A 12,075-nucleotide genomic window follows, 5' to 3' on the forward strand; every position below is an offset into this window, starting at 1 on the left:
CGCCGCCGGAACGCGGCACATCGGTCCGCAAGAAGCCGCCGCGCGTCGGCGCATCGTACTGTCAGGCTAATCGAATGGACATGCGCTCAGATCCTCCCTCCCGGTGTGGTGTTAGCGCGCCGGCGCGTCCGACGAACTCAAGGTGCGCACGCTCAACGCGGGATCGCGCGCGATCGACGCTTCGGAGAACGGAATACTGAGCCAGCGCTGCGCGGCATAGTCGCGCGTTGCGTCGGCGTAATGAGGTGATGCGGGGTCGCCGGATTCGGACGACGCGAGCAGAGTCCGCGCGAGCACCTGATCGCCGGCGAACGACACGATCTGCAAGTAAGTATCGCCGCTCGGGTTGACGTTCATCGAATAAGCGCGTGCATCGAACGGATGGGCCGCGCATGCGGCGGTAAAGTAGCCGCCCGCGTCGCAGCCGCCGAACAGCGGGATGCGTTCGTCGTTACGCTCCACGTAGAGCGCGGCGCTGCGTGGCGCGTCGATCGCAATGCCTGCTTTTTGCAGCGCCACGACTGCGTCGTGCAGCGCGGCGGCGAGTGTGGCGGGATCGGCTGCGATCCCTGCGGGGGTCGTCAAAGGATGGGCGGGATCGAATGCGACCGCATACAGTTGCGCTGGCGGAATCGTCATGAGGCGGCGCCACAACTCGTCCCATAGCGTTGCGCCGATGGCGTTGGCGGCGGCCGTGTTGTCCCATGCGGCGAGGACTTTGCAGGCCTGATGCAGTTCGACGGTGTTGGCTGCGGCGCTTTCAGCCGCATTCGCACCAGCCGCCGCGTCGCTGCCGCTGACACACACACGCTCCAGCACCGGCTGCTTGAATAGCAGCGCCGACATCGAACGGCTGTCGAGCGCCGCGCGGCCGAGCGCATCGGCGGACACGCCCTTCGGATCGCTCTGCAATTGCGTCGCGATGCTATGCCCGAGCCGCGTGCGCAGCGATTGCGGCGTGTTCGTCGCGCCGATGATCTGCGCGTAGCCGGTCAACGGCGCAGCCGGATTGCTGAGCCAGTAGCTGCCGTTGAAATTGCCGACATAATCGCGCCGTAGCAGCGCCGGCATCTGCGCGACCGGCATCGCGCGAGGCTGCGCGGTGCCCGGCTGATCGCGCCAGTCGCACTCGCTGCGCGAGCCGTCGAGCAACGGCACACCCGGCATCGACTGCGCGAGCGCCTTGCCGACCGGCGGCGTGCAGCGCTGCGCGAGTTCGTCGGGCACATCCGGCACCGCGCCGATATCCGCGTACCACACGCGCGGATCGCCACGGCCGATCGCCAGCGTATTCACCCACGGCATCGCCGCGTTCTTCTTCTGGACGCGGATGAAGTCGTCGAGCGAATTCGCCTGGTTCCATTCGAGGAAGTTTTCGAACACGCGGAAGTTGTCGGCGTTGATATCGTGCAGCGCGAATGCCTGCTGTGCGTTCCAGGCCAGCGCGGGCGATCGCGCGCCGAGATTGACGAGCGGGCCGAAGCGCGAACGATACAAGGTGCGCGATACGGTGTGGATCGAACCGTCGGCGGCGCGCACGTCGACGTTCACTTGCGTCGGCGTCATCGCTTCGGTCTTGCCGTCCACCTGATAGCGGGTCGGCGAGCCCGGTACGAGCGTCAGTTTGAAGAGGCCGAAACGCTTCGCGGTGGAGACCGTGTGCGTCCACGCGACGTTTTCGTTGAAGCCGATCACAATCAGCGGCACGCCCAGAAAGGACACGCCGCTCACGTTGATCTGACCGGGGATCGTCAGTTGCGCCTGGTAGAAGCGGTCCGGGCCGCTCCAGAACCAGTGCGGATTGCCGAGCAGCAGCGCGCTGCCGTTATGGGTCGCGTCCGCGCCGAACGCGAGCGCGTTGCTGCCGATTCCGGCGTGGCCGCCGATGTGGTCGACCAGCGCGTTAGCGGCCAGTTCGGTGTTGCTGCTGCCATGCCCATCTTCAGCCTTGGGTTCGCTCGACGCATCCGGCGATTGCGCGGCCGCACCCGGCGGCCTTGCGGTCGCAATCGCATTGATAAAGCGCGCTTCGCCGCCGGCCAGGTTCGCCGCGTAAAGACGCCGGTAAACATCCGCACTGCTGATCTTGCCGACCCATGGGGCGGCGCGGCATGCAGCGTGCGCGCCGGGAAACTCGCCGTGCGCAAGCTCGCCGACATAGCGGTTGTAGCCTGCCACGAAGCCACCGATCAGCGCCCGCATCCCGGCGGTCTGACTTTGCCGATAGCGCGACACGGCTGCATCGTCGGCGATGAAGCGGAAGAAGAAGTCGGCGTTCAGATTATCGGGCTGTCCGAAGGTCGCTTCGGCAGCGGGGCGCGCGTCGGCGCCGAAGTAGCGCGAACGTTCGCCGCGATACGTGACGAAGCCGTCAGCCATCGTGCACAGATTGTCCTGCGCCTGGACATAGCCATAGCCATAACCGAGGCTGCCCCAGTCGCCGGCTTTCACATGCGGAATGCCGAGCGCGGTGCGGCGGATCTCGACCTGATACGGTCCAGCGTGCGCATCGACGTCGGCGTTCGGGACGGCGCAACTTTGCAATCCCGAGGCGATGAAGGGCAGGGTGGCCAGCAGTCGGACCCGTTGGGCGAAACGGCTGCGGCGGCGCGAGAAAGCATTCGAAGGCATAGGCGGCTCACGAAAACGCGGTTAGCGGTAGAGACCATACCGCAATCGCGCCGTCTGACATGCCGGTGCCGATCATCCGCAGCGCGAGCCAGAACCGCAACGCAGCCCTCAAGCCCGCGCTGCGCCCTTATTTCCTCGGCATCACCCCCGCAACCGACGCCTCGGCGACATCCGCCGCATCGGCCGCCGTCGCGCAAACCCTGCTCACGGCAGCGCTCCTCACCACGACACGTCCTTGACGGCGCGTCACCCAGCGCTTCAGATAAAGCAGCGCCGCGCTCACCGCGCCATACATCATCGTGACGATGAACGCGGCCTGCAACAGCGACTGCGGCGCATAGCTCGACACGTCCTGCGAGCGGTGCAGGAGTTCGTCATAAGGGATCACATAGCCGAGCGACGTATCCTGCACGATCGCGAGGACCGAGCTGATCAGCGCCGGCAGCATGCTGCGCAACGCCTGCGGCAGCACGACATACAACATCGCCTGATACGGCCGCATGCCGAGCGCGAGCGCGGCCTCACTCTGTCCGCGCGGCAGCGACAGAATGCCCGCGCGCACGACCTCGGCCGTGAGTGCCGAGTGATGCAGCGCCATCGCGAACACGAGGAAGCCGAGCGCCGGCCAGTCGAAGCCGAGCGCGGGCAGCTCGATCACCATGAACAGGATCAGCAGCAGCAATGGAATCGCGCGGAAAAACTCGATGTATGCGCCAGCGAGCTTACTGATCCACGAGCGCTTCGAAAGCCGCCCGAGAGCGAGCGGAAACGCCATCACGAACGCGACGAGCGCCGCACACGCAGCCGCTTCGATCGTCGACACGAGGCCGTCGAAAAGAAACTTCGCGGTGCCCCAATGAAAGAAGATCGCCCACTTGTCCGCTTCGAACTGGCCGCTCGCTTCGAGGCGAATGCCGATCGCCGCGAGCAGGGCACACACGCCCAGCGCACTGACCACCGACACGATGCGCTGCCGCATCCGCCCAACCGGGCCCGGTGCTTCGTAGAGCGTGTTGGGCCGGCTCATCGCGCCACCGCCATTTTCTGTTCGAGCCGCCGCATCAGCAGGCCGAGCGGAATCGTCAGCGCCATGTACGCGAGCATCGCGCTCGCGAACGTCGGCACGGCCTGCGCGGTTTCGAAGTTGATACGTTGCGCCGTATAGGTGATGTCGAACACGCCGATCGCCGCCGCGATCGACGAAGCCTTGATCTGGTTCACGAACAGGTTGCCGAGCGGCGGAATGACCGTGCGCATCGCCTGCGGTATCACCACGTTCGACAACACCTGCAGGAAGCTCATGCCCATACTGCGCGCGGCCTCGATCTGCCCGCTGGGCACGGCATTCACGCCCGCCTTGAGCACCTCGGCGACCCACGCCGCGGTGTAGAAGCCGAGCACGAGCACCGACGACGCCGTCAGCGAATACATGAAGCCGAGCTTGGGCAAGCCGAACACGAACAGCAACAGCAGCGCGAGCAACGGCGTCATGCGCATGATTTCGATGTACGTCGCGGCGAACCAGCGCAGCGGCGCGAGCGGACCCACGGCCATCACGGTCAACGCGATGCCGAGCGTGAACGCCATCGCGAACGACAGCGCGGTCAGCTCGATCGTGACGCCCATCGCTTCGATGAAGCGCCACGCAAACGGAAGCAGGGAAGTCATCGAGTCATCTATTGACGGCGGATCAGCGTTCGATCGTCGGCACTTGCGGCTTGCCGAGCGTGCCTTCCAGGTTCTTCGCGTACAGCTTGTTCCAGGTGCCGTCCTTGATCGACTGCTCGAGCTGCGCGTTGATCCATTGACGGAACGCCGCGTCGTCCTTCGCTACGCCCATGCCGTACGGCTCCTGCGTGAACGGCTTGCCGACGATGCGGAACTTGTTCGGCTGGCGCAGCGATTCGCCCGCGAGCGTCGCGCCGTCGTCGACGTAGGCGTCGAAGCGGCCGTCGGCGACGCCTTCGACGCACGCGGCCGTGTCATTGAACGTGACGAACTTCGCTTGCGGCACGAGCTTTTTGACGTTGTCTTCAACGGTCGTGCCGTTCAGCACGCAAGCGGTCTTGCCGGCGAGATCCGTCACGCCGTGGATCGTCGTGTCGGCGCGCCGGGTCAGGATGTCCTGGCCCGCGACGTAGTAGGGGCCGGCGAAGCCGATCACTTTCTTGCGCGCGTCGTTGATGGTCAGCGTGGCGATCACTACATCCACGCGGCCGTTCTGCACGAACGGCAAGCGGTTTTCAGTCGTGGTCTTGACCCATTCCACGTTGTCCGCCGAACCGGTCAGCTTCTTCGCTAGCAGGCGCGCGAGATCGCCTTCGAAGCCCTCGGTCTGGCCCGTCATCGGATTGCGCACCGAGAACATCAGCGTATTGAGCGACGTGCCCACCACCAGCTTGCCTTTCTTCTGGATCTTCGCCATCGTCGAATCGGCCGGGAAGCTATCGGCGTGGGCGGGCGCGATCGCCGCGACGAGCGTTCCGGCGACACACGACGCCATGACGGCAAACGATTTGAAACCCATGGTGATATCTCCTCTCTTTTATGAGACAGGTCATGCCTGTCGAATCAATCGATAAAAACGATAAAAATCAGTGCTCCAGGATCCTGGAGAGAAAATCGCGCGCGCGCTCTGATCGGGGCGCGCGAAAGAATGCGTCCGGCTCGGCGATTTCGACGATGCGCCCGCCGTCCATGAAAACGATGCGGTCCGCCGCCTGGCGCGCAAAGCCCATCTCGTGCGTGACGACGACCATCGTCATGCCGCTTTGCGCGAGTTCGAGCATCACGGCCAGCACTTCGCTGACCATCTCGGGGTCGAGCGCCGAGGTCGGCTCGTCGAACAGCATCACCTTCGGCTTCATCGCGAGCGCGCGGGCGAGCGCGACCCGCTGCTGCTGGCCGCCCGAGAGTTCAGCGGGCACCGCGTCGGCCTTGTGCGCGAGACCGACGCGCGCGAGCAGCCGGCGCGCATCCGCCTCGGACTCGGCGCGCGACTGGCGCAGCACCTTGCGCGGCCCCATCGCGACGTTCTGCAAAACCGTGCGATGCGAAAACAGGTTGAACGACTGGAACACCATGCCGATCTGCGCGCGCATGGCCGCGAGCGCGCGGCCTTCTTCCGGCAGACATTCGCCCGCGAGCCGGATTTCGCCGGAGTCGATCGTCTCCAGCCGGTTGATGCAGCGGCACAGTGTCGACTTGCCTGAGCCCGACGGGCCGATCACGACAACGACCTCGCCCGGTTCGACGTCGAGATCGACGTCGAACAGCACCTGCTGCGCGCCGAACGACTTGTTCACGCTGCGCAGCGAGACGAGCGGCGCGACCACGCCGAGCTGTGCGCTGTCGTTCATGCCCATGTCAGTTCCACCGTTGCCTTGAGTTGCCCGACCTCGATGCCGCGCACGTTGCGCAGCAGCGGATTGGCCCATTTCGCGAGCGGCGTGCCTTCCACGTCGAGCGGCAGGCCGAGTTGCCGCAGCACGGCGATCGTGGTGGCGTAGACGGCGCTGAAGTCGCCGTCGGCCATCTTCACCGCGACGCCGATGCCGGTGCTGCGCACGCCGATCGTATGCACGCCGTCGGCGCCGACCTTCGCGACCCAGTCGCCGCCCGACGCGTCGGCCAGCGCGAGATCGCAGCGGCCCGTGCCCGACACCATCCGCGGATGCGCGGCCATCGCCGCGAAGATGCGCGCGAGCGCCGCATCGGCGCTCGCGCCCGCGCCGGATTCGCCGGTGGCGAGCTTCGCCCACATCATCGCGAGGCGCGACAGCGGCATGCCGATGTTCGGCGCGCTGCATCCGTCGATGCCGTACCACAGCTCGGAATCCGCGAGACCCGACAGCCGTGCGACCGTCTGGCCGATTTCCCGTTGCAGCGGATGATCGCGCTCCAGGTAGCTCGCGCGCGCATAGCCATGCATGCAGCAATAGCCGAGAAAGCCGGTGTGCTTACCCGAACAGTTATGGTGACGCTGGTCGAACAGGCTGCCGCGCGGCGGCAAATTGTTCTCGCCGTAGTGGTCCGGCATGTGTACGCCGCAGCGCAGGTCGGATTCTGCCATGCCGATCTTTGCGAGCATTCGCGTGACTGCGTCGACGTGAATGTCCTCGCCGCCGTGGCTCGCGCAGGCGAGCGCCATTTCGGCGTCGGTGAAGCCAAAATGGTGCGGGCCGCCGTCGCGCACGAAGGGCAGCGCCTGGAACGGCTTGAGCGTGGAGCGTGAGAACACCCACGCGTGCGGATCGCCCGCGTGGGCCAGCAGCGCGCCGCAGGCGTCGACCACCGCTACCGATCCCCAGTGGATGCGCTCCACGTGAGCATTACGGGTGGCGACGACGAGCGGGACGTGCGAAGGAAGGGTCATTGCATTCTTTTCGGGGTGGAACAGACAAGGCCGAGTTTAATTATTGCAAAAAAAAGCTTTTAGACGTAATTTCGAAAATGGTTTTGCATAGGACGCAACGCAAGCATGCCCACGAAAAAGACAAAGGAAGTTGGCCTCGACCATCTCGGCGCGATGCGCGCGCTGGTGCGGATCGTCGAGCTGGGGAGTTTTTCGGCCGCGGCGCGCGAGCTGAAGGTCGCGACGTCGACGATCGCGCGCAAGATCACGGCGCTCGAAGAGATGCTGGGCGTGCCGTTGCTGCATCGCTCGACTCACCATGTCGCGCTGACCGAGGCGGGCACGCTGTATCACGCGCGGGCGGTGTCGATGATCGCGGATCTGGACGACACGCTACGCGTGGTCGCGGAGCTGGATTCCGCGCCCAGCGGGCCGTTGAAGCTGACCGCGCCGGTTGCGTTCGGGCGCCGCTATCTGGCGCCGCTGATCGCGCCCTTTCTGGAGCTTTATCCGGCCGTCCAGCTCGATCTGCGCCTGACCGACAATCACAACGACATGGTGATGGGCGGCTTCGACCTGGACATCCACGAGGGCGAGAACTATCTCGACAACCTGATCGTGCAGCCGATCTCGCGCAACGACAGCATTCTGTGCGCGGCCCCCGCGTACTTCGCGCGACGCGGACGGCCGCGCACGCCCGCCGATCTCGCGCAGCACAACTGTCTGCGCTATCTGCATCCCGAGGGCGATCCGCGCTGGCATCTGACGGACGGGACGACGGTGCAGTCGGTGCTGCCGTCAGGCAACCTGCAGTCGGATCATTCGGAACTGCTGCTTGAGACGACGCGCGCCGGGCTCGGCATCGCCGAGTTCGAGATCTGGCTGATCCGCGACCTGCTGGTGAGCGGCGAGCTCGAAGTCGCACTGCCGAAGTACCGGCTCGAAAACGCGCTGACGGGGAGGCAGATTTACATGGCGTATCTGCCGAACCGGCGCTTCTCGACCAAGGTGCGCGTGCTGCGCGAGTTCATGGCGCAGCGGCTGAAGGGGATCGGTGAATTGCCGGACCGCAGCTTGTTGCCGTCTTTGATGGACGCGGGCTGAGTGCGTGAGACACAGCACTCAGCGCCGATCGAACACCACAGCGCTCAATGCCGCTCCGGAAACCTCAGCTTCGAATGACTGCGGCCATACGAGACGTAGATGACCATCCCGATCACCAGCCACACGACCAGCCGCATCCACGTGACGAGTGGCAGCCCCACCATCAGCAACAGGCAGAACAGGATGCCCAGCACCGGCACGACCGGCACGCCCGGCACCCGGAACGGGCGTAACGCATTGGAATCGCTGCGGCGCAGATAGATCACCGCGCCGCATACGAGGATGAACGCGAACAGCGTACCGATACTGACCATCTCTCCGAGCACGCCGATCGGTGTGAGCGCCGCCACGATCGCGACGACCGTGCCGATCAGCATCTGGCTGCGATGAGGCGTATGCAGACGCGGATGAACACTCGCGAAAAGCGGCGGCAGCAAGCCGTCCTCCGACATCGTGAAGAAGATGCGGCTCTGTCCGTACAGCAGCACGAGGATCACCGTGGTCAGGCCCGTCAGCGCACCGATCTTGATCAGGATCGAGAACCAGTTCAGGCCGATCGCGTCGACGCCCCTGGCGATCGGATCGGGCACGTTCAATTCCGCGTAGGGCACGAGCCCGGTGAGCACGCCGGCGACGAGGATGTATAGCACCGTGCAGATGATCAGCGATCCCAGGATGCCGATCGGCATGTCGCGCTGCGGCTTTTTCGCTTCCTGCGCGGCGGTCGATACCGCGTCGAAGCCGATGAACGCGAAGAACACCACGGCCGAGCCGCGCAGAATTCCGCTCAGACCGTAGTTGCCGAACTCGCCGGTATTCGCCGGGATGAACGGATGCCAGTTTGCCGGCTTGATGAAAAACACGCCGAGCGCGATGAAGGCCACCACCACGACCAGCTTGACCGCGACCATGACGTTGTTCAGCCGCGCGGATTCCTTAGTGCCGAGCACCAGCATGGTCGTGAGAATCGCGATGATCACGATGGCCGGCAGATTGACGACGCCGGTCACCGTGCTGCCGTCCGCGAGCTTGATCACGGTGCCGGGCGCGGCGGCCAGCGTGGGTGGGATATTGATCCCCACGTTATGCAGCAGGCTCACGATATACCCCGACCAGCCGACCGCGACGGTCGCGGCGCCCATCGCATATTCGAGGATCAGGTCCCAGCCGATGATCCACGCGAAGATCTCGCCAAGCGTGGCATACGTGTAGGTATAGCTGCTGCCGCACACCGGCAGCATTGCCGCCAGTTCCGAATAGCACAGGCCGACGAACGCGCACGCGATACCGCCGAGCACGAACGACAGCGTGATGGCCGGACCCGCGAACTGGGCGGCGGCCGTGCCGGTCAGCACGAAGATGCCCGCGCCGATGATCGCGCCGATGCCCATCGCGGTGATGCTGGCCGCGCCGAGCGTTTTCGACAGCGATGCGGTTCCATGTACATCGGCGCTGTGCACGATATCGGCGACCGATTTCCGTGCCATGTAGCTCGTATTAGCCATGATGAGTCGTCCCGTTCGATGTTGTGTGGGCACGAACCGACCTGGCTTGCTTCGGCTCGCGGAATACGACAAAAGCTTCCTGCTGGCGAAGACTGGCGGGGGTGAGGGGGAGGCAATCCTGAATTCAGTGTATTCCGGATTAAATGGAATGGGAAAATTTTTGGCCGGCACGCGGGCTCGTCGCGATGGCTCGTGGAGCATGCGCATTGAAGAGGGATGGGTGTCTCGACGGATGAGCCGGGCCAAGCCCGCAGGCGCGCTCCATGTCGATCGCGATAGGAAGCTATCCTATCAATTGGGATTTGGCCGGCGTTGCTGGAGTTCGGGGTTTGAGAAGTTCGATGCGCCGAGCCGCATCATGATGACGCGCGAGTGAAAGACGGCGTGCGCTCGCGCATCATCGGCCGGCCGCGATCAGCCTATGCGGCCACGACGCAGTATCGCGCTGAGGCCCAGCGAATGGCCCGGATCGTAGTAATGAATCAGCAGAGTGCGACGCTGCCCCGTCTCGACATCCAGATTCGCATGTTGCAGTGCAAATCCGTTGAATTCGTAAACGCTGCCCACCCGCACCGGTATGCGCGAGCAGTTGCCGCGACGCAGATCGTGCAGCGTCAGCCATTTGCGCCAATTGAACGGCAGGCTGCGCTGCAGACCGTGACGAGCCTTGCACATCATGTTGCCCAGCGTGGTGACCGACAGACGGGGCCGCCGATACATCACAAGGTCGCCATTGGATATGCCGTCCGGCGCGAGCTGCAACGGAATCAGTAAGGTCAGCAGATGGGAGTCGTAGTGGCGACAATGACTTTCCGCGAGCGTTGCCATGCTCGAGCAGCGCAGCACGTGAAAGGGGTCCAAAGGCAACGCGGTCTGACCGGCCTTGGCGGCGGCCCGTGCATTAGCACAGATGGTCGCCTCAAGCTGTCGGAATGCATCGTCACGACGTAGCATGGCCGCCACCATGGCGCCTGATTGGGAACGTTGCGGTACGTTGCCGAACGAACGATCGATGGCGTCGTTGATCTCAGCGATCTTTTCGGCAGGAATGACGCCGTCAAAAGACCTCAGAGCGACACCTCTGTCGATTCGAATCCGCTTTGCAACGGTATGACCCCGTGCCTCTGGGATGGTTTGCATAGTTGTAATCCCGCAGTCCCCGAAATTGCTTCGTAATAAAAATTATTCCATGGCGGAGTTAGTTAATGTGCGCCAGCCAACACACTACGACGATGTGTAGGGAGCGCCGCACACAAACTGTACTTCCAGTTTCTTGCCGCTGGCTGAAAAGCCTTTGGTGGCAAGGGTTCGCGGGTGCGGGGGGCGTGAGTGAGGATTGAGGTCCGTGAAAGCGGAAATTACATTTTCCGGAGGATTGTTTTAGATGCGCCCATTCGGAATTTTTAACATCCTCAGCTTCAATGCTTCAGAATTTTTTAATTGAACGATCTCGTCGAGCCTGGTCGATCCGCGCTCCGAAATGCTGTTATGACGCCATCGACTTAGTACCTGACAAATCGTTTGTTCGTGACGATATGACGCGCTGCTAGAGTCTTCGCCAAGGGCACAGGAACGCCCGACACGATACATACGCATTGAACGGATCACCACGGGGCTTGATCATGAAAACCTGGACTCGCAGCGCTGCTGTGCTCGGGCTGCTGCTCACCTTATCAGGCGTCGCGCACGCCGATCGACTCGACGACATCAGGAAAGCCGGCGTGCTGCGCGTCGCGACTTTCGACAGTAATCCGCCGTTCGGTTTCGTCGACCCGAAGACCAATCGGATCGTAGGCCTCGACGTCGACTATGCACGCGCGGTCGCAGCGAAGCTCGGCGTCAAGCTCGAGATTCAGCCCACCAATCCCGCCAACCGGATCGCGTTTCTGAAGTCGAACAAAGTCGATCTGGTTTTCGCGAACTTCACGATCACCGACGAGCGCCGCAAGGAAATCGACTTTAGCACCCCGTACTTCGCGTCGGGCACGCAGTTCATCGCGAAGAAGGGCATGTTGAAGTCGCCGCAGCAACTGGGCAGTTTGCGCATCGGCGCGGACAAGGGCACGACGAACGAACAGCAGGTCCGCGCGCAGTTCCCGGCCGCGACCATCGTTGCCTACGACGACACGCCTTTCGCATTCGCCGCGCTGCGCGCCGGCAATGTGCAGGCGATCACGCAGGACGGCCCGAAGCTGGTCGCCTTGCTCGCCAACGTGCCCGACAAGGAGAAGTACGAGATCCCGCCATTCACGATTTCGAACGACTATGAAGGTGTCGGCGTGCCGAAAAACGAGGCGAGTCTGTTGAGTATCGTCAACGAAACGCTGGTGAATCTGGAAGCGAACGGCAACGCGGCGAAGATTTACGACCAGTGGTTCGGGCCGGCGAGCAAAGCGCCGCTGCCTCGTCTGTTCAGGATTGGCGATCCGCAAAAGAGTTGAGCCGTTCGGCACGCTCACTGTCCGGCCGCCCGTTCGCATG

11 protein-coding genes are annotated in these 12,075 nt (G+C 63.7%); 3 read left to right on the plus strand and 8 right to left on the minus strand.

Annotated elements, in window-relative coordinates; all coding sequences use genetic code 11:
- Positions 1-111 precede the first annotated feature (111 nt).
- The 6 genes from P0D89_RS12535 to P0D89_RS12560 form a co-directional block, all read right to left on the minus strand.
- Entirely contained in the window at positions 112-2,631 is a 2,520-nt protein-coding gene (locus tag P0D89_RS12535) for a penicillin acylase family protein (RefSeq protein ID WP_408376638.1), read from the minus strand.
- Between the two features lie 127 nt (positions 2,632-2,758).
- On the minus strand, positions 2,759-3,658 hold the full coding sequence (locus P0D89_RS12540; RefSeq protein ID WP_408376639.1) for an amino acid ABC transporter permease: 900 nt from the start codon (positions 3,656-3,658) through the stop codon (positions 2,759-2,761).
- Positions 3,655-4,299 (minus strand): amino acid ABC transporter permease, encoded by a 645-nt coding sequence (locus P0D89_RS12545; protein WP_408361404.1) that lies wholly within the window; start codon positions 4,297-4,299, stop codon positions 3,655-3,657. Before P0D89_RS12545 ends, P0D89_RS12540 begins: the two co-directional genes overlap by 4 nt.
- Before the next feature lie 22 nt (positions 4,300-4,321).
- The gene (locus P0D89_RS12550; protein WP_408361403.1) at positions 4,322-5,158 is read right to left on the minus strand and encodes a glutamate ABC transporter substrate-binding protein; all 837 of its coding nucleotides are present in this window, start codon (positions 5,156-5,158) and stop codon (positions 4,322-4,324) included.
- 67 nt (positions 5,159-5,225) lie between these two features.
- Complete coding sequence (locus tag P0D89_RS12555; protein ID WP_408376640.1) at positions 5,226-5,990, minus strand: amino acid ABC transporter ATP-binding protein; 765 nt, start codon at positions 5,988-5,990, stop codon at positions 5,226-5,228.
- Positions 5,987-7,006 carry an asparaginase gene (locus P0D89_RS12560; RefSeq protein ID WP_408376641.1) on the minus strand — a complete coding sequence of 340 codons (1,020 nt, stop codon included), beginning with the start codon at positions 7,004-7,006 and terminating at the stop codon, positions 5,987-5,989. The genes P0D89_RS12555 and P0D89_RS12560 overlap by 4 nt, the downstream gene beginning before the upstream one ends.
- A gap of 105 nt (positions 7,007-7,111) precedes the next feature.
- On the opposite strand from P0D89_RS12560, the gene P0D89_RS12565 reads away from it, so the two are divergent.
- Positions 7,112-8,089, plus strand: coding sequence for a LysR family transcriptional regulator (locus P0D89_RS12565; protein WP_408361401.1), 978 nt, complete (start codon positions 7,112-7,114; stop codon positions 8,087-8,089).
- A 44-nt stretch (positions 8,090-8,133) separates the two neighbouring features.
- On the opposite strand, the gene P0D89_RS12570 is transcribed toward P0D89_RS12565, so the two are convergent.
- Complete coding sequence (locus P0D89_RS12570) at positions 8,134-9,594, minus strand: amino acid permease (RefSeq protein ID WP_408376642.1); 1,461 nt, start codon at positions 9,592-9,594, stop codon at positions 8,134-8,136.
- A 46-nt stretch (positions 9,595-9,640) separates the two neighbouring features.
- Between P0D89_RS12570 and P0D89_RS12575 the strand changes: the two genes are divergently transcribed.
- A complete protein-coding gene (locus tag P0D89_RS12575) occupies positions 9,641-9,970 on the plus strand; it encodes a hypothetical protein (RefSeq protein ID WP_408376643.1) in 330 nt (109 codons plus the stop codon).
- Between the two features lie 38 nt (positions 9,971-10,008).
- Here the strand turns inward: P0D89_RS12575 and P0D89_RS12580 are convergent, their stop codons facing one another.
- The gene (locus P0D89_RS12580; protein ID WP_408376644.1) at positions 10,009-10,734 is read right to left on the minus strand and encodes a hypothetical protein; all 726 of its coding nucleotides are present in this window, start codon (positions 10,732-10,734) and stop codon (positions 10,009-10,011) included.
- Between the two features lie 482 nt (positions 10,735-11,216).
- Between P0D89_RS12580 and P0D89_RS12585 the strand changes: the two genes are divergently transcribed.
- Positions 11,217-12,035, plus strand: coding sequence for an ABC transporter substrate-binding protein (locus P0D89_RS12585; RefSeq protein WP_408376645.1), 819 nt, complete (start codon positions 11,217-11,219; stop codon positions 12,033-12,035).
- Positions 12,036-12,075: the final 40 nt, after the last annotated feature.

The sequence above is a fragment of the Paraburkholderia sp. RL18-085-BIA-A genome (assembly GCF_046027075.1).
In the GTDB taxonomy this organism is placed as follows: domain Bacteria; phylum Pseudomonadota; class Gammaproteobacteria; order Burkholderiales; family Burkholderiaceae; genus Paraburkholderia.

Bases quoted from the DNA above. Each gene is read 5' to 3' on its own strand.
- P0D89_RS12535 (WP_408376638.1), bottom strand. From the start codon at position 2,631: ATGCCTTCGAATGCTTTCTCGCGCCGCCGCAGCCGTTTCGCCCAACGG.
- P0D89_RS12540 (WP_408376639.1), bottom strand. From the start codon at position 3,658: ATGAGCCGGCCCAACACGCTCTACGAAGCACCGGGCCCGGTTGGGCGG.
- P0D89_RS12545 (WP_408361404.1), bottom strand. From the start codon at position 4,299: ATGACTTCCCTGCTTCCGTTTGCGTGGCGCTTCATCGAAGCGATGGGC.
- P0D89_RS12550 (WP_408361403.1), bottom strand. From the start codon at position 5,158: ATGGGTTTCAAATCGTTTGCCGTCATGGCGTCGTGTGTCGCCGGAACG.
- P0D89_RS12555 (WP_408376640.1), bottom strand. From the start codon at position 5,990: ATGAACGACAGCGCACAGCTCGGCGTGGTCGCGCCGCTCGTCTCGCTG.
- P0D89_RS12560 (WP_408376641.1), bottom strand. From the start codon at position 7,006: ATGACCCTTCCTTCGCACGTCCCGCTCGTCGTCGCCACCCGTAATGCT.
- P0D89_RS12565 (WP_408361401.1), top strand. From the start codon at position 7,112: ATGCCCACGAAAAAGACAAAGGAAGTTGGCCTCGACCATCTCGGCGCG.
- P0D89_RS12570 (WP_408376642.1), bottom strand. From the start codon at position 9,594: ATGGCTAATACGAGCTACATGGCACGGAAATCGGTCGCCGATATCGTG.
- P0D89_RS12580 (WP_408376644.1), bottom strand. From the start codon at position 10,734: ATGCAAACCATCCCAGAGGCACGGGGTCATACCGTTGCAAAGCGGATT.
- P0D89_RS12585 (WP_408376645.1), top strand. From the start codon at position 11,217: ATGAAAACCTGGACTCGCAGCGCTGCTGTGCTCGGGCTGCTGCTCACC.